The sequence below is a fragment of the Microvirga tunisiensis genome, from assembly GCF_009296175.1.
Taxonomy (GTDB): Bacteria; Pseudomonadota; Alphaproteobacteria; order Rhizobiales; family Beijerinckiaceae; genus Microvirga; species Microvirga tunisiensis.
The window spans coordinates 1-16,663 of record NZ_VOSK01000031.1 but is presented as its reverse complement, the minus strand read 5'-3'; the positions used below and the strand labels follow the sequence as shown (position 1 = coordinate 16,663).

At 60.1% G+C, this 16,663-nt stretch carries 12 protein-coding genes and 3 pseudogenes; 10 read left to right on the top strand and 5 right to left on the bottom strand.

The features are described 5' to 3' along the window. The first annotated feature begins 2 nt into the window (after positions 1 to 2). The 6 genes and pseudogenes from FS320_RS11130 (at position 3) to katG (ending at position 8,150) form a co-directional block, all read left to right on the top strand. Positions 3 to 1,676, top strand: a complete 1,674-nt coding sequence (locus tag FS320_RS11130; protein WP_152711528.1) for an ABC transporter substrate-binding protein — start codon at positions 3 to 5, stop codon at positions 1,674 to 1,676. Further along, positions 1,657 to 2,607 (top strand): ABC transporter permease, encoded by a 951-nt coding sequence (locus FS320_RS11125; RefSeq protein ID WP_152711527.1) that lies wholly within the window; start codon positions 1,657 to 1,659, stop codon positions 2,605 to 2,607. Before FS320_RS11130 ends, FS320_RS11125 begins: the two co-directional genes overlap by 20 nt. Next, positions 2,604 to 3,470 carry an ABC transporter permease gene (locus tag FS320_RS11120; protein ID WP_152711526.1) on the top strand — a complete coding sequence of 289 codons (867 nt, stop codon included), beginning with the start codon at positions 2,604 to 2,606 and terminating at the stop codon, positions 3,468 to 3,470. The genes FS320_RS11125 and FS320_RS11120 overlap by 4 nt, the downstream gene beginning before the upstream one ends. 2 nt (positions 3,471 to 3,472) lie before the next feature. After that, positions 3,473 to 5,185: a dipeptide ABC transporter ATP-binding protein gene (locus tag FS320_RS11115; protein ID WP_152711551.1), complete on the top strand. Its 1,713-nt coding sequence runs from the start codon at positions 3,473 to 3,475 to the stop codon at positions 5,183 to 5,185. Between the two features lie 96 nt (positions 5,186 to 5,281). Next, positions 5,282 to 5,479: pseudogene (locus FS320_RS11110) on the top strand (IS6 family transposase); the annotation flags it as partial. Positions 5,480 to 5,948: 469 nt separating this feature from the next. Next, positions 5,949 to 8,150: a catalase/peroxidase HPI gene (katG, locus tag FS320_RS11105; RefSeq protein ID WP_152711524.1), complete on the top strand. Its 2,202-nt coding sequence runs from the start codon at positions 5,949 to 5,951 to the stop codon at positions 8,148 to 8,150. A gap of 321 nt (positions 8,151 to 8,471) precedes the next feature. Here the strand turns inward: katG and FS320_RS11100 are convergent, their stop codons facing one another. Continuing rightward, positions 8,472 to 8,933 (bottom strand): Lrp/AsnC family transcriptional regulator, encoded by a 462-nt coding sequence (locus FS320_RS11100; RefSeq protein WP_152711523.1) that lies wholly within the window; start codon positions 8,931 to 8,933, stop codon positions 8,472 to 8,474. Positions 8,934 to 9,609: 676 nt separating this feature from the next. On the opposite strand from FS320_RS11100, the gene FS320_RS11095 reads away from it, so the two are divergent. After that, positions 9,610 to 10,116, top strand: a complete 507-nt coding sequence (locus tag FS320_RS11095) for a hypothetical protein (protein WP_152711522.1) — start codon at positions 9,610 to 9,612, stop codon at positions 10,114 to 10,116. Positions 10,117 to 10,173: 57 nt separating this feature from the next. Here FS320_RS11095 and FS320_RS11090 read toward each other — a convergent pair whose 3' ends face one another. Together FS320_RS11090 and FS320_RS11085 are read right to left on the bottom strand one after the other, a co-directional pair. Beyond that, entirely contained in the window at positions 10,174 to 11,016 is an 843-nt protein-coding gene (locus tag FS320_RS11090; RefSeq protein WP_152711521.1) for an ABC transporter ATP-binding protein, read from the bottom strand. Next, a pseudogene (locus tag FS320_RS11085) lies at positions 11,013 to 11,321 on the bottom strand (ABC transporter permease); the annotation flags it as partial. The pseudogene FS320_RS11085 and the gene FS320_RS11090, both read right to left, overlap by 4 nt. Between FS320_RS11085 and FS320_RS11080 the strand changes: the two are divergent. Next, positions 11,322 to 11,678, top strand: a pseudogene (locus tag FS320_RS11080) (ATP-binding protein); the annotation flags it as partial. It abuts the pseudogene before it with no gap. Positions 11,679 to 11,844: 166 nt separating this feature from the next. On the opposite strand, the gene FS320_RS11075 reads toward FS320_RS11080, so the two are convergent. Next, a complete protein-coding gene (locus tag FS320_RS11075) occupies positions 11,845 to 12,609 on the bottom strand; it encodes a helix-turn-helix domain-containing protein (RefSeq protein WP_274597164.1) in 765 nt (254 codons plus the stop codon). A 1,058-nt stretch (positions 12,610 to 13,667) separates the two neighbouring features. After that, complete coding sequence (locus FS320_RS11070) at positions 13,668 to 14,105, bottom strand: helix-turn-helix domain-containing protein (RefSeq protein ID WP_152711519.1); 438 nt, start codon at positions 14,103 to 14,105, stop codon at positions 13,668 to 13,670. Between the two features lie 153 nt (positions 14,106 to 14,258). Between FS320_RS11070 and FS320_RS11065 the strand changes: the two genes are divergently transcribed. Both FS320_RS11065 and FS320_RS11060 read left to right on the top strand, forming a co-directional pair. After that, positions 14,259 to 14,651, top strand: coding sequence for a hypothetical protein (locus tag FS320_RS11065; protein ID WP_152711518.1), 393 nt, complete (start codon positions 14,259 to 14,261; stop codon positions 14,649 to 14,651). A gap of 291 nt (positions 14,652 to 14,942) precedes the next feature. Then, a complete protein-coding gene (locus FS320_RS11060) occupies positions 14,943 to 16,517 on the top strand; it encodes a YadA-like family protein (RefSeq protein ID WP_162002933.1) in 1,575 nt (524 codons plus the stop codon). Positions 16,518 to 16,663 lie beyond the last annotated feature (146 nt).

Genomic DNA, 16,663 nt, shown 5'->3' with positions numbered 1-16,663 from the left:
ACATGATCCCCAAAGCGGTCAGAACCATCCGCCCCAACACGGGCTCACCCACTTCAGGCCAACCAGGGTGCCCGCGTTCCGTCTTTAGTTGGCGAAATCAGGTTGCCGTCGTTTCGGTCTTCCTGATCTCGGCGCTCGGCCAGCCGAGTCGTGCCGCTGACGAGCCGGTTGCCGGCGGCACATTGACTGTCGGACTTGCCACCGACACAGCGATTGTCGATCCGTCGATCACAGGAAGTTCGATAACCGCGTTGATTACCCGGAACGTTGTCGATTCGCTGGTAGGGCAGGCCGAGGACAATCGCTTCACTCCCTGGCTCGCGGAGCGGTGGGAGGTGAACAGCGACAACACGGTCTATACATTTCATCTCCGCCAGAGCGTCACCTTCAGCGACGGCACGCCACTCGACGCCGCGGCAGTGAAGTTTAACTTCGATCGGATTCTGGACCCCAAAACCACCTCGAGCTATGCAAAGTCGCTGCTCGGCCCGGTCGACAAGGTACAGGCCCTGGACGATCGGACCGTCGTCATCACCTATAAGCAGCCGTTCGCGCCTCTTCTCCAGGGGCTCAGTCTGCCTTATCTGGGAATTCAGTCTCCGACCTATCTGCGCGCTGCAGCGAGCACCACCAACAGTATTGTCGGTTCCGGGCCATTCCTGCTGGAGACCTTCACCAGAGGCAGCGGAAGCCGCTTGGTCCGGCGCGCCGACTACAATTGGGGCCCGGATTACGCGGCGCATAAGGGGCCCGCCTATCTCGAGACTATCGTGTTCAAGTACCTGCCGGAACCGTCCGTGCGGCTCGGCGCGCTGAGTAGCGGGCAAGTGCAGGCGATCGACGAGGTGCCGCCGGCGAACTTCCGCTCAGTACAGTCCGACAGCCGGCTACGGGTTGTGACGCGCGAAAACCCCGGCGTGAACCGTTCCTTCTTCCTCAACACGTCGAAGGGCCCGTTCGCTGACGTCAGGGTGCGCCAGGCATTTCAGAGCGCCGTCGATGTGCCTTCGGCCGTGAAGGCGGCGTATTTCGGCAGCCTGAAGCCCGCAGACAACATTCTCGGGACCTCCACGCTCTACTACGATCCGACGATCGCCTCACTATGGGGCTTTGATCTGAACAAGGCCGCGCGCCTGCTCGATGCGGCGGGCTGGGCCCAAAGGGATGCCGACGGCATTCGCACGAAGGATGGAGTGCGACTGTCGGTCCGCTTCGTGTACGACAGCGCTGCCTCGGGCGCCTCGGATCTGACGCTTGCCCAGGCGATTCAATTTTCAGTGAAGAAAGCCGGATTCGATCTACAGCTCGATCCGGTCGATGCTGGCGGCTACACCGCACGCACCGCAGCTAACGACTACGACATCGCCTCGTTCTTCTACGTACGGGCGGAGCCGGACATTCTGCGCACCGTGTTCCATTCGGCCTACATTCCGCCGAATGGTTCCAACGTCACCCGTGTGACCAGTCTCGATAACAAGCTGACGCGGGCAATCGGTGCCTCCGGCGAGGAGCGCAAGCGCCTGTACGGCGAGATTCAGGCGGAGATCGTAGGTCAGGCCTATGCCGTGCCACTTTACATAGCCGCCTACCAGCTCGGCGCCTCAAAGCGGCTGCAGGGCATCAGCTGGGCCACCAATGCAAAGCCGAATTTCTACGATGCGTGGCTCACTCCGTAACCTCGTGCCGCTCGCGCTCCAGCGGATCGGGATTATCTTGGCCGTGCTGTGGGGCGCAGCCACGATCGCCTTCGTTACCGTCAAGCTCATCCCGGGCGACCCGGTTGCGGTGCTGACGGGGGGCGAGAACGTCGTCGACGAAGCCGAACGCGCCGCTCTCGTCCAGCAATACGGGCTCGATCGGCCGCTGGCAGTCCAATACGCGCGCTATCTTGGCGCGGCGCTGACCGGCAATTTCGGAGAGAGCTACCAATACCGGCAGCCGGTGGTCGACGTTATTCGTGAGGCGGCAGGGCCAACGCTTCAACTCGCAGGCAGCGCGATGTTCCTCGCACTCTGCTTGGCGCTTATCGACGCCCTGGCCACGGCCGGCCGTCGCAAGCGTCTGCGAACCATTCTTTCAGGTCTCGAGCTGGCGGTGCTGAGCACCCCTGTCTATTGGATCGGCATCGTGCTGCTCGCGCTCTTCAGTTTCCATCTGCAATGGTTCCCGGTTACCGGCGGAGAAGGCTTCCAGGCGCTCGTACTGCCAGTCGTCGCGCTTAGCCTTCCGCTTGCCGCCCTGCTTGCCCAGGTGCTCAGGGATGGATTGGAGGAGGCTCTCGCGCAGCCCTTCGCGCTCACGGTGCGTACCAGAGGCGTGAGCGAGACAGCGTTGCGGGTGCGCCATGGTCTGCGCCATGCAGCTCTGGCGGCCTCGACGCTGACCGGCACGCTCTTTGCCAGCGTGCTCGGCGGGTCCATCCTGACCGAGACGGTCTTCGGCCGGTCTGGCATCGGCCAGATCACGCTTCAAGCAATCAAGACGCGCGACATGCCCTTGGTGCTGGGGTTGGTGATGCTCTCTGCGCTTGTCTTCGTGCTCGTCAACCTGCTGATCGACGCCCTCTATCTCATTATCGATCCGCGCCTGCGCCGGAGGACCGCATGAGTGATATTAGAGGCATCGCCGCAGTTCTACAGTCCAGAGACGGTCGGCGGCATCCGTGGCGTGCTCCTGGCCTGTTGCTTCCGGCGGCTTTCGTCCTGCTTCTTGTGGCTGCCGCCTCGACGCCGCAATGGTTTACGTCCTTAGCTCCGGACACGGTCGATACCGACGCGATCCTGCTGCCTCCGGGGCCGGGCCACTGGTTCGGAACCGACCAGCTCGGACGCGATGTCTTCACTCGCGTGGTCTACGGCACATCGCAATCACTGATCATTGGGATCGGCGCGACGCTGATCGCCTCCCTTGGAGGCGTATCCCTCGGCACCGCGGCGGCACTGGCGCCCGTCGCCATGCGCCGCGTCCTGGTGCGTCTCATCGACATCCTCTTGGCCTTTCCCGAGCTCCTGCTGGCCCTGCTGGTGATTGCAGTGCTTGGCCGCGGGCCGGTGAATACGTTGCTCGCAGTAGGATTGTCGAGCGTCGCCGGCTACGCCCGGCTCGTACGCTCACAGGTGCTCCAGGTCAGGCAGTCAGGCTATGTCGAACATGCCGTGGCTCTCGGCGAGCCGCCCTGGACAATTATCATCCGGCACATCATCCCGAATGCTACGCGGCCTCTGCTCATCCTGGCAACGATCGGCGTCGGCACTTCCGTTCTGTCCGCTTCGGCTCTGAGTTTCGTTGGTCTCGGCGTAGTCCCACCAGTCGCAGAGTGGGGCGCGCTTTTGGCCGACGGCCGAAATTTCCTTGATACCGCGCCCTGGATCAGTCTCTTGCCGGCCACGGTGGTGGCAGCGTCCGTGATCGCGATGACGGTGCTGGGGCGCCGGATGCAGATGCTGTTCGCTCGGGGAGACGTGTCGTGAACCTGGAGGCAGTCCGAGAAATCCGTGACACGAGAACAGGGCCGACCGCAGCCCACCCCCTCCTTGAGGTCAAGGGTTTGCGCGTCGCCTTTGCCACTGCCCAGGGATTGATCGAGGCCGTTCGTGGCATCTCCTTCGCCATCGCGTCGGGGGAGATCTTCGCTCTGGTAGGCGAGTCGGGCTCTGGAAAATCGGTGACCGCCCGCGCTCTCGTCGGGCTCGCTGGTCCTCGGACGCAGATCGCGGCAGGGGCGATGCGGCTTGTCGGCCACGATGGCGACGTCGTCGACCTGCTTCGCCTTTCCGAGCCTTCCTGGCGCATGGTACGCGGACGCGAGATCGGCTTCGTTCTGCAGGACGCGTTGGTCTCGCTGGATCCGCTCCGCACGGTCGGCCGCGAGATCGCCGAGCCGGTCCTGACGCACGACCTTGTGCCACGGTCTCGCGTGGCGGAAGAGGTCGAAACCCTGCTTTCACGGGTCGGCATGCCCGATCCGAACGTACGAGCGGCGCAATACCCACATGAACTCTCCGGAGGCCTTCGGCAGAGGGCTCTCATCGCCTCGGCATTGGCGGGACGACCCCGGCTCCTCATCGCGGACGAACCGACCACCGCGCTGGACGTCACCGTACAGCAGCAGGTCCTGGCCGTGTTCGCTGCTCTCGCGCGGGCTGGACATGGCGTGCTGCTGATCACACATGATCTTGCAGTCGCCGGGCAGATCGCGAGCAAGATCGCTGTTATGCAAAGCGGCGAATTGGTCGAGACCGGATCGACGGACCGCGTGCTGGCGGAACCGCGTCACGCCTATACGCGACGCTTGCTCGCCGCAGTGCCGAGTGCAATGACGCGCGGGCGTTGGCTGTCGTCACCCAGCATCGTCCCTCTGCGGTCGACCAACTCCAAACGTCGAGCACCCATTCTTGAGATCCGCGAAATCTCAGTCAACTTCAGACGTCCCGATGGGACCTCCATCAGCGCCGTCGATGAGGTATCGCTCGATGTTCATCCGGGAGAGACGGTGGGCATCGTGGGGGAGTCGGGCTCGGGAAAGTCCACCTTGGGAAGAGCCGCATTGGCCCTGGAAGATCCCAACAAGGGCGAGGTCCGGTTTCATGGTGAACCCTGGAGCACGCTGTCAGAAGCGGCTCGTCGACCGTTGCGTCGACGTATCCAGACTATCGTTCAGGATCCTCTCAGCTCCTTTGATCCACGCTACACCGTGGCGCGCATCATCGAGCAGCCGCTTCGCCTCCACACGCGCCTCGACAAGGCTGCGCGTGCGTTGCGGGCGGCAGAGCTCATGGAGCTTGTGGGCTTTCCGACTGACTTTCTCATGCGCCGTCCGCATACCCTTTCCGGAGGACAGCGCCAGCGCGTGTCGATTGCTCAGGCGCTCGCCTGCGAACCGGAATTGCTGGTCTGCGACGAGCCGGTGTCGGCACTCGACGTAACGACTCAAGCGCAAATTCTCGATTTGCTGGTTGCCCTCCAAAATCGGCTTGGCCTGGCAATGCTCTTCATTTCGCATGACCTCGGGGTCGTCCAGCACATGAGTCACCGCATTGCCGTGATGAAAGGCGGAAGGATCGTGGAATCTGGCATCGTCGAAGAGATCTTCGGTGCTCCACGCCATCCCTACACCTGTCAGCTGCTTGCGGCAGTTCCTCAGTTGCACCTGTTCAAAGCGAGAAGTGGCAATAATCAGCGCTGAAGGCTTGCGCAAGTTGAGGTAATGTTTTTCATCAGCCCGGCAACAAGGAGGGCCTGTATTCGGACGCTCCTCATGTTCATGGCATGGTTCATGCAACTGAACAATCGCATTCAGCAGGATTACCGAGCTATCAAGCGGCGAGTGCGACCAATACTCGGCTTTCAATCCGTCGCCAGCACCCGTGCGATCCCGGGTGGAGTCGAGATGATCCAAATGATGCCCAACCAGCAGGCAGCGTATGCCTACAATCCGCAGCCCTCTCTAGCCGAGCCATTTCGCCTGCTCAGCGCATGACCGCGGCACGACGTGCCCGCTACTCTCTCGTTCCTGCCCGGAATTTGCGACGGAACTCCTTAGTCGACGTGGACCATGGAGAAGGTTTTTCCGAATTCATTCGCTGGCGGAGGAGTTTTGTTGTGCTAACAGGATTGAGCCTTGTCTATGCGCCAGAATGGTGAGTCCAGAACGAGAAGCCCTGTTGGGCTATTCCGCGTCGTTTAGTTATCAGGCCGCTGCAAGCCAATTGACAAGATTGTCATCCAAGAGCCTTTGTAGAACTCCCAGGAGATATCGGCAACACCATCAAATCGGATTCATGTTGTGACGATGATCGATAAAGGGCTTATAGAATTCGTCGGGATCTAGGCCCAGCGCGACCCTTCTTCGACGCCCTGCTTTAGAACCGGCCCTAGACCTGATCAACCGCCGCCGCCTATAAGACGCACGAGCAACGAAAGCTGCCGCCACGGAATTGGAGAGAAAGATGGACACAAAAACCGACGACAGGAACGCGGGCGAATGCCCGTTCACCGGCGGCCGCCAGAGGCGAGCGAACAGCGATTGGTGGCCGAGCCAGCTGGACATTCAGGTGCTCCATCGGAGCTCGCCGCTGTCCGATCCGATGGGTCAGGAGTTCGACTACGCGAAGGAATTCAAGAGCCTCGACCTGAACGCGGTCATCAAGGACCTGCATGCGCTGATGACGGAGTCGCAGGACTGGTGGCCCGCCGACTTCGGCCACTACGGCGGGCTGATGATCCGCATGGCGTGGCACAGCGCGGGGACGTACCGCATCACCGACGGCCGCGGCGGCGCCGGGGCCGGCCAGCAGCGGTTCGCGCCGCTCAACAGCTGGCCGGACAACGCCAACCTCGACAAGGCGCGCCGGCTGCTGTGGCCGATCAAGCAGAAATACGGCCGGAAAATCTCCTGGGCCGATCTGATGGTTCTCGCCGGCAACGTCGCGCTCGAGTCGATGGGCTTCAAGACGTTCGGCTTCGCCGGCGGCCGCGCCGACGTGTGGGAGCCCGAAGAACTCTACTGGGGTCCCGAGGGCACGTGGCTGGGTGACGAACGCTACAGCGGCGAGCGCCAGCTCCAGCATCCGCTCGCTGCGGTGCAGATGGGCCTGATCTACGTCAATCCGGAAGGACCCAACGGCCAGCCGGACCCGGTTGCGGCGGCCAAGGACGTCCGCGAAACCTTCTTCCGCATGGCGATGAACGACGAGGAGACCGTCGCGCTAATCGCCGGCGGCCACACCTTCGGCAAGACCCACGGCGCCGGCGATCCCTCGCTGGTCGGGCCGGACCCGGAAGGCGCGGCAATCGAGGATCAGGGCCTCGGCTGGAAGAGCGGGCATGGCACCGGCTTCGGCGCCGACGCCATTACCGGCGGCCCGGAAGTCACCTGGTCGCAGACGCCGACGCGGTGGAGCAATTACTTCTTCGATAACCTGTTCCAGTACGAGTGGGAACTGACCAAGAGCCCGGCCGGAGCCTGGCAGTGGAAGGCGAAAAACGCCGAGCCCTCGATCCCGAACGCGCACGACATGTCCAAGAAGCATGTGCCGACCATGCTGACCACGGACCTGTCGCTGCGGTTGGACCCGGCCTATGAGAAGATCTCGCGGCGCTTCTATGAGAACCCGGACCAGTTCGCGGATGCGTTCGCCCGCGCCTGGTTCAAGCTCACGCACCGCGACATGGGCCCGATCGTGCGCTATCTCGGCCCGCTCGTGCCGAAGGAAACGCTAGTCTGGCAGGACCCGATCCCGGCGGTCGATCACCCGCGGATCGATGACACGGAGGCCGAGGGTCTGAAGGAGACAATCCTCGCCTCCGGCCTGTCGGTGTCCGAACTGGTCGCGACAGCGTGGGCATCGGCCTCGACCTTCCGCGGCTCCGATAAACGCGGCGGCGCCAACGGCGCACGCATCCGCCTTGCGCCGCAGAAGGGCTGGGAGGTCAACGAGCCCGAGCAGCTCGCCACGGTCCTGGATGTCCTCGAGACGATCCAGCAGGACTTCAACAAGGTTCAGTCCGGCGGCACGAAGGTCTCGCTCGCCGACCTCATCGTTCTCGCCGGCTCGGCGGCGATCGAGAAGGCCGCGAAGGATGCGGGCGTCGACGTGCAGGTGCCCTTCACGCCGGGACGCATGGACGCGTCGCAGGAGCAGACTGATGTCGAGTCCTTCGCTCCCCTCGAACCGCGTGCCGACGGCTTCCGCAACTATCTCAGCGGCGAGCAGTTCATGCTGCCCGAGGAGGCGCTGGTGGACCGGGCACAATTGCTGATGCTGACGGCGCCGGAGATGACGGTGCTTCTCGGTGGTCTGCGCGTTCTCGGTGCGAATGCCGGAGGGACAGAGCATGGCGTCTTCACCGACAGGCCCGGCGTCTTGACGAACGACTTCTTCGTCAATCTGCTCACCATGAAGACGCAATGGCATCCGGTCGCCGACGGCACGTACGAAGGGCGCGACCGCAAAACCAACGAGCTGAAGTGGAGGGCGACGCGCGTCGACCTGATCATCGGGGCGCACTCGCAGCTCCGCGCGCTTGCGGAAGTCTATGCCTGCATCGACTCGCAGGGAAAATTCGTGCGGGACTTTGTCGCGGCGTGGACCAAGGTGATGCAGGCAGATCGGTTCGATCTGGCCCCGTCCCGGCAGGCTGGGTCATAACCGCGTCCGCATGAGATCACTGCAGGCGGCCGGGGAACTACCCCGGCCACTTCGGTTCTGTCACAATCTCTGACGTCTGAGTGCACGACGAGTTCAGGACCGAGCCTGAAGACAACACTCACTCTGGACGTTGACGTAATGGCGCTCTCGGACATCAATACCTCTTTGCCTGGGGTGGGGTTGCTCGGGAATTGCTTCAAGGGGTCGGAGGGAAAGATGAAACTTGAATCAGTCGACGCTGTGTTGGGGATCAAACGCCTTAGTCTGAACCTTGGGCACTTCCTGGCCTAAGCCGACGACTACGAGTTTTTTCGAACGCAGTCATGCCACTGACTTCAACGAGTATGCTGTGGTCGCCTTGATGCGCTGCATCGCGAAGCGTGAGGTGACATTCTTGAGCGGGATCGTCTCAATGAGACGCTTATAGATCTGATCATAGGCCGCCATGTCGTTGACCACCACGCGCAGCATGTAGTCCACGTCGCCCGCCATGCGATAGAACTCCATCACCTCCGGGATGTCGGACACGAACTCCGCGAAACGCTTGAGCCAGGGGCCCGAGTGATCGGGCGCCTGGATCGACACGAAGACCGTCAGGCCCAAACCGATCTTCTCCGGGTTGAGAAGGGCGACCCGCCTGTCAATCACGCCGCTGCCTTCGAGTCGTTGGATCCGCTTCCAACAGGGAGTTTGGGACAGTCCTACTTTTTGAGACAGGTCGGCAATCGAGAGGGACGCATCCTGTTGCAGAAAGGTGAGAATCTTGAGGTCGATATTGTCCATGTCTCTGCTCATGATCTGCAGCCGACTCGAATGCAGTGCGATTGGAAGGGACAAAGGGTTCGCTGAAGTGCGTCGATCGCCATGAAAAACGACGTGCATCGTCGCGTTCGGGAACGGCAATCATTTATCGACTATACCGCGTCCGGTTTGAAGAACAATATCTTTCTTATGCAGAACTGGACGGTGAACGTTTTTCTCGTTTGTCAGTGCGGCCATTCTGCGGGATCGTTCGCAGATTTGCATGCCATAAGGATACAGGTGAAAGATGTTCTGTGCGGTTGAGAAACAATTTTCTTCACCTCGGGTTTCGGCAGCAAGTCCTTCTCGTTGAGCCTCATAATAAAGAACTTCATTCCCGTTGACGGGGCTATATGGTCAAGCCATCCTCCTCGTGTCTCGAGAAGGTCCATGCGGAGCCTGAGACCACGGTGGTTTGAAATGAGCAGCTTGCGCCGCGAAACCAAACGCTAAGGCGTCACGATGCGTACCGTGCGCCTCGAGATCCCGTCGAAGGACTGCGGTCATGATTGTTCCCCTGCTGAGATTTGCCCTGCATTGAATTGTGCGTCGCGTTCGCGGCAGCCGTGATTGGTGTCGCCTCTCACAGACAACATTTTTCTTTCTTGAGACAACCGCATCATGGCCAGCCCAGCGTTGGCAGCAGGGAGCTTTTGTCATGCCACATACCACATACGTCATTGAAGTCGGGGACGTTACCGCGGGCATCGATGTCGCCGTTGAAGGTAGCTTCCGTTTCTTCACCGCCGGCCTTGCATTCGGCCTCGCGACCTGGCGATCGTTGCCTCAATCGAGGACGCCGGCCGGGCGGCACGTGAACAACTCAGCCAGCGTCGCTGAACAACCCTGTGAGGTTAGCACGAGCACCAAAGCGCTACCGGTTACGGTCGTCGCCGTCGCGACAGCGCTGTTCGTCCTGGCCTTCCGCCTGCAGGCTTCCGATGAACGCTCTCACGTGACCACAGAGTGGCTCGAAAAGACCCTGGACGATCCCAGGCCTCGGATTATTGAGGTCAGCGCCGAGCCTGTCGGCCATCATCTCCTCCAGATCACGCAGGCTCAGGATGCCCGTGCGCTTCTATCGCACACACAGCAGGATCACCAAGCGGTCAAAACGGCGCTCTTTGAGCGTCATTCACCTCCGGGAACTGCCGGAGGTGAATGACGAAGTGAGTTACCGAAGGATTTGTGACGGCGCCACGAAACAGCAGTCTTCGATCCACTAAATCGTGGTGGAATAACCGAGTGGCGAAAGCCGTGCCAGGATATCTCCCCGCCTGTCGCTGTGGAGCAGGCGCAGGCAATGCTGCTTCAACCGCATGAACTCGCCCGATGCAATGATCTCCGTGGTTCTGGGCCTTTCAAAGGGCACATTGAACTCTTCGCGAATTCGCCCCGGCTGGGCCTGCATGATGATTATACGATCGGCAAGGAGAATAGCTTCGTCGATGTCATGCGTGACGAAGACGATCGTCTTGCGGAACTGTTCCCAGATTTCGAGCAACAGTTCCTGCAACATCAACCTTGTGAGCGCATCCAAAGCACCGAAGGGTTCGTCCATCAACAGCAGCTTCGGCTGATTGATAAGGACGCGGGCGATCTCCACACGTTGCTGCATGCCGCCGGAGAGTTGGAAAGGATAGCGGTCGGCAAATCCGTTTAGGCCGACGAGCTCCAGCATCCTCTCCGCTTCGAGCCTCCGTTGAGAGCGCGTGACGCCGCGCATCTTGGGTCCGAAAGCAACGTTGTCGCGAGCATTCTTCCAGGGGAAAAGCGTGTGATGCTGGAAAACGATGCCTCGCTCCGGATGTGGGCCTTTTACGGGCACGCGGTCGACGGAGAGCTTGCCAGCGACCGGTTCGATATGCCCCGCGAGAGCCCCGAGCAGCGTGGACTTGCCGCAGCCGGACGGTCCCAAAAGGCAAACGAATTCGCCAGGAAAAACTTCGAAGCTCACATCGCTGACGGCTTCAGCCGCGGTGCTGCCCCGACCCAGCCGGATCGACACATGCTCGGCCTCAACGCGCCCGGTCGCGGCGCGGAATATGCGTTCCTGGATGTTCATCGACCGCCTTCCTTTTTGTTCCATGGCAGGAGGGCCTCCCCCGCCGCCTTGAGGAGCGCACTGCTGGCCATGCCGAGCAGTCCGATCACGACCATGCCGACGATGATCTCGGGATAGTTTTGCAGCGTGTAGGACTCCCAGGTGAAGTAACCGATGCCGAACTGCCCGGAGATCATCTCGGCCGTGACGAGACAGAACCAGGAGGTGCCCATGCCGATCACCAGGCCTGTAACGATGTTCGGTGCCGCGCCCGGAACAATGACCTCGAGCAGCATAGCCGTACGAGTGCTTCCGAGGCTGCGGGCGTCTATCATCGTGTGCCGCGGCTGTTTGCAGCGCTCGATCTCGCCCGCAGCGATGGCCGCTACTCTCGTCTGTTACGCACACTCGCCCGGGCCAAGCTGCTGGTGCTCGACGACTGGGGGCCTGAGGCGCTCACCGGCGAGCAGCAGCGCGATCTGCTCGAGATCGTCGAGGACCGCTATGATGCCGGTTCGTTGCTGATCACCAGCCAGGTGCCGGTCGAGAACTGGTACGCGATGATCGGCAGTCTTCCGACACTGGCGGACGCCATTCTCGATCGGGTCGTGCACAACGCCTACCGAATTAGTCTGACCGGCGAGAGCCTGCGCAAGACCCGCCACACGCAAGCCGATACTTGACCAGCGCCATCACCTCCACCACCATCCATCAACGATCCGAAGAGCGGCACTGAGGTGGACGACTTCACCTCGGAACCATGGGCGGCTTGAAATCGGAACGCCTGGACGGCTTCAGATTGGACGAAGTGGACGGCTTCGTCGGTATCCTCAGTTAGTATGGTGAGGCTCATTTTGAGCCCCTTTGGGGGTTCATATTATGCTGATGTGAGGCGCGTAGAAACGCATTATCCACACGCTCTTTGAGGGACACGAGCGCGCTATAAATCTCTCGCAACTCGGCAAGATCCATGCTCGCCGTTCTCATGCCATCCGTGATGAGAGAGAGGGCTTCAAGGAACTCTACCCACGGTCCTTCAAGCTGGTACTCTAGGCCTGCATCAATAGTCATGCGGATAGAGCGCCGGGCTCTTGTGATTTCGCGGCGGTATTGCTTGCTGAAAACCTTCTCCTCGTGTGCGGCCCGGTGAAGTTCCTTAAGCTCTGCGAGGCGGACGGCAATCGGGGCAAGGTTGATGCCGTAAGCGCGCAAGATCCGCTTTGTCTCGGGGCAACGGTGGCCGTGCCGCTTTCCATCTGCACTATCGCAAAAGGTGATCAATCCACGCTCTGCAAGCCGCCTGAGACACCGCTTGACGGTGGCGAGGGATAGGCCGGTTTCGATGCAAATCTCGCGATTGGAAGGCCACACAATTGGCGGACTGGAGAGGTCGGTCCAGTCGATTGACTTCGACCGCGCGAAAAGGAAATTCAGCATGTCCTTGTCGGCGGACGTGAGACGCATAGGCGTTGCAGCCAGTCGAGCGACGGTCACGGCGACTTGCTTCGAGACCGGCTCGATCTCCGAATACTTGCGAGCGATCTGCTGCGCCTGGTGCAAGGCGGGGGAGACCTTTCGGCTTCCTGCGGTCGATAGGCGAGGGCTGGCCTTCATCGGAAAGCCCTTCGGTAATCCCATTTCATAGGCAACACTGTTCGCCTCAGATTGGAGACAAAAAGAGAGTGTCCACCGAAACGACGCCGCTTGACTTTGATTGTTGGGGATGGGAAAATCGGAGCTGCTAATTGCACGGTCTTCCGCGATCCCCTCGCGGTTCTGGTTCAGTGACAGGCCCTTTCGATCTGCCAGGATCGTGAGGGCCTTTCTCTTTCGGTCTCTAGTTTCTCCGTAATGTTCGGGCGCTCACTGTCTTTGTCCTGCCAGGGAGAAAGACGGCTTGCGCACGAGTCGCACATTAGCGCGATGCCACGTTTAAGACTGATCCACCAACGGCCGCGCTAATCTCCGGTTGAGAACCTGATTAAGCCGCTTGGATGCTGGTCAGAGGCGGACGTGACGGACCAACTCCAACAATTGAACTGGAGCACTCACCTCCCGGCAGAAAACCTCGTGTGGCGTGTTGTACGAGGTGATCAGGGAGCGCGGGTCTATACTCCCAAGCCCGCCCTTTGCCGTGACGCGCGTTTATCTGCCTGCGCGTGATCAGACCAAGAGCTTCGAGCCGCTGGGTCAACTTGATAATGGGCCATGCTCCCACACCGGTTAGCTCGGTGATCTTCGCCGTCGTGACCCGCTCATCCTCATCGGAAAATTGGTAGATGATTGTGAGGATCGCGATGGCTTGCAAAGCCATATTGCCGGAAGCCACCTTCTGAAACTCAGCGACGACTTCGCGAATAATCGCCCGATGGAGGGGGTTTGTCGGCCCTCTTAGGGGGACACAGGAGGCGTGCATAGACATGCCAGATTACTCGAACTCGGGAGCATTTGACCGCTCTTGATGTCGGCTGCTGGGAAAGGAGGTCAGCCGATCGGATGGAACTGAGTGCGGGCTGATGTGCTCCCGATCCGTCGTATATATGAAAATAGAGTGCGGTAAAGTGGCGTTGCGCGTTATCTGTGAATAATTGGGTTCTTTTTGGCTTTATGCCTATAGCGATCGCGTCAAATCCGTGAGTGACAGGCCCAAAGAGAAAGATTGCGAAAAGAGCCTACTCACCGTCTTTGTCCGGCATTAGCTCACGTTCCAAGCTCTCAAGGGTCTCAGGGGTCGCAAGAGACGTACTGATGTGGCGTGGTAAACCCACTATGCCGCTTTGCAGCACATCGTTTGGTAGAGCTGGAGAATAGGCCCACGCTCTTCCGCGACTGCCTTTCATACGTTGACGTGCAATCAATCCAAGCTTTTCCAGGCGTGTTGTCAGCCGAAGAATAACGCTCGGCACTACTCCCGTCAGTTCTTGTAGTTCGGCACTGGATATAGGCTCATCAACACTAGCGTAATCATAGATAATCCACAGGAGCCCAAGATGCTGCAGAGCCTGGTTACCTGTCTCGGTTCTCCGCAGGTCCGACAAAACCATACGAATGATGGCTTTGCGCACAAATAGGAGAGATTTCTCGGGGATTCCGGGTTTAGGCTGTTGCATCGATCTATTTTAGCGCATAATCGATCTATTTTAGCGCATATAAGTGCAAATAAGGGTTTGTTAGGTATTCAAACCGCTGTCACTGCATCGCTTTTCCCTCTCATGGAAAGCGCAAGTACTAGCGCAATGGGTCCCTGCTGTCTTTAGGGGCGAATGCCTATCGCCCTGAAAACGCAAGCCTTTCACAGTCAATTCGTTTTCAAGCGACGTACAATGATGAATGTCAAGGCCCCATGCCTCTCGGTAGTCCGCACGGATTCCGCTCTCGCAGAGGATCAATTCACCAAGGCGAGCATGACAGGCTCGGCTCTTTCCAAATCTACCGGCTCGGACGCCCTGAGTGCTTTCAGCAAATTGCTGTGGGCGCTTGGATCCGGCTCATCCTTTCACGAGGTTGAGCAAATCGCTGAGCAATGGGTCGAGGCGGTGGGAAAAGCCGGTGCGGCTTCTGACCCGGATGAACCGAAGAGCATTGTCGAGAACCTGCTGATCGGGGCGCAAGCCTGCATGTGGCAGGACAGCCGCCATCCTGCTCGTCGGCATTAAGCCAGACGACGATCCTCCCAAGACTACGAGTTGCGTAAAGCTATCGCCCGATAGCTCTCCCCTTCAAAGTGATCCCTCTCTCATGGCGGTATAGCCTCAATGTCCCTACACTCTCCTCCTCGTTTCATCGCGGCCCTCGTTGCGGCCGCGATTGCCGTTTCTGGTTTTAGTCCTGCGGCTCGCGCACAAACTGCTCCCAAAGTGACGGGCACCAGTGGCTGTATCGTTCGAAATGGGGGCAGCGCGTCCGCCGGGGAGCCAATTCAGTGCGGCACCAACGGCACAGACAATGTGATCCAAGGCACCTGGGTGGGCGCCACTGAGGTCAATAACGCGCTCACCAACATCCAGAACCAGATCAACCAAATTCGGAATGACAGCGGTAGCGGCGGCGAGGTGGTGATTGCAACTGATGAATCTACCGTCGTTGGCGATGGCTCGGCTGGAAGCCCGATCCGTCTCAACCCAGCGATCACTAACCAGATCAACAATCATGAGGCTCGCCTTGGCAGCGCCGAGACACGGCTTGGCAACATTGAGGCAGTTAACGGCCAACAAAACACTCGGCTGGATAACGTGGAGGCGGTCAACAACGCTCAAAACACGCGTCTTACAAACGCTGAGTCTGTGAATACGGCTCAAGATACTCGTCTAACCAATGTCGAGAACAAGAACGCCGCCCAAGATGGCCGCCTTGATGGTGTCGAGGCTGTCAATAACGCCCAAAATCAGACCCTCGCTAACCACGAAACTAGGATCGGTGGCCTAGAGACAACCGTTGCGTCTCATGGCGTCCGACTTGATGCGGCCGAGAACGTTCTAGCAAGCCATACCTCGCAACTGGCGGATCATTCGACCCGGATCGGCACAGTCGAGACTAAGGTTGCCGGTCTGACCGTCACCGTTGATCAGCATTCGACTTGGATCAACAATGTGAATGCCGGCAAGGGCATTACCAACTTCCGCACCAACAGCAACGGCCCGGACGCGCAAGCGACCGGAGCCAAGACTGTTTCCGTCGGTGCTGGATCGGTGGCCGCACATGACAACTCGGTGGCTCTCGGTGATGGCTCCAAGACGGATCGGGCTAACTCCGTTTCCGTTGGGACGGCTGGCGCTGAGCGCCAGATTACCAATGTGTCCGCAGGCACGGAAAACACGGACGCGGCGAACGTTGCGCAACTGCGCGCCCTGGCCGCCGCTCTCGGCGGTGGGGCTGCGGTTGGTCCTGGGAATGGCCAGACGATCAATGGCAGGTCGGCTGGCGCGGCTGCGGCTGGCTCGGGGATGGATGGCGGCGCTGTCTTGATGCCTACCTATCAGGTCCAAGATCGCGAGTACCGGAACGTAGGCGGCGCGATTGCTGCCCTCGATGACAGCACCGTCAAGTACGACCGCAATGCGGACGGCTCGAAGGGCAATCGGATCTCTCTAAGCGGGGGCGACAAGAGCAAGCCGGTCCAGATCAGCAATGTGGCGGACGGCGTGAAGGACCTTGACGCGGTGAACGTGCGGCAACTCAAGGCCGCTGCCGGGGGAGGGAAGACCTATACCGATACCCGCATCGACATCATGAAGGAATATGTCGATCGCCGCTTTAGCGCGCTCTCGGGAGAAATCGGGGAGGTCCGCAAAGAGGCGAGAGCGGCGGCGGCTGTCGGCCTTGCAACGGCGTCTCTCCGGTACGACCCGCGACCGGGCAAGCTGAGTGTGGCGGCTGGCTCCGGCCATTGGCGCGGGTCAACCGCAATGGCGATGGGTGTTGGCTGGAACAGCGAGGACGGCGTTGCTCGCTACAATATCTCCGCAAGCACGGCTGACGGAGAATGGGGCGTGGCAGGCGGCATGTCCTTCACGCTGAACTAGAGCGCGTTGACATTCAGGCTTTCGACGGACTCGCAAATCTGATTCAAGCTCCTTTTGGGCGCGGAGGCTTGGGTGAGCGGAGTTCGTCTGATGTTGAAAGATCACCAGTGGGATCGGATGGAGCCGCATTTGCCGGGCAAACGCAT

What these genes read in the sequence shown, in the direction of transcription:
- FS320_RS11100 (WP_152711523.1), bottom strand. Translation starts at nt 8,933, where the DNA reads ATGGACAATATCGACCTCAAGATTCTCACCTTTCTGCAACAGGATGCG.
- FS320_RS11070 (WP_152711519.1), bottom strand. Translation starts at nt 14,105, where the DNA reads ATGCAACAGCCTAAACCCGGAATCCCCGAGAAATCTCTCCTATTTGTG.
- FS320_RS11095 (WP_152711522.1), top strand. Translation starts at nt 9,610, where the DNA reads ATGCCACATACCACATACGTCATTGAAGTCGGGGACGTTACCGCGGGC.
- FS320_RS11130 (WP_152711528.1), top strand. Translation starts at nt 3, where the DNA reads ATGATCCCCAAAGCGGTCAGAACCATCCGCCCCAACACGGGCTCACCC.
- FS320_RS11090 (WP_152711521.1), bottom strand. Translation starts at nt 11,016, where the DNA reads ATGAACATCCAGGAACGCATATTCCGCGCCGCGACCGGGCGCGTTGAG.
- FS320_RS11065 (WP_152711518.1), top strand. Translation starts at nt 14,259, where the DNA reads ATGCCTATCGCCCTGAAAACGCAAGCCTTTCACAGTCAATTCGTTTTC.
- FS320_RS11075 (WP_274597164.1), bottom strand. Translation starts at nt 12,609, where the DNA reads ATGAAGGCCAGCCCTCGCCTATCGACCGCAGGAAGCCGAAAGGTCTCC.
- FS320_RS11125 (WP_152711527.1), top strand. Translation starts at nt 1,657, where the DNA reads ATGCGTGGCTCACTCCGTAACCTCGTGCCGCTCGCGCTCCAGCGGATC.
- katG (WP_152711524.1), top strand. Translation starts at nt 5,949, where the DNA reads ATGGACACAAAAACCGACGACAGGAACGCGGGCGAATGCCCGTTCACC.
- FS320_RS11120 (WP_152711526.1), top strand. Translation starts at nt 2,604, where the DNA reads ATGAGTGATATTAGAGGCATCGCCGCAGTTCTACAGTCCAGAGACGGT.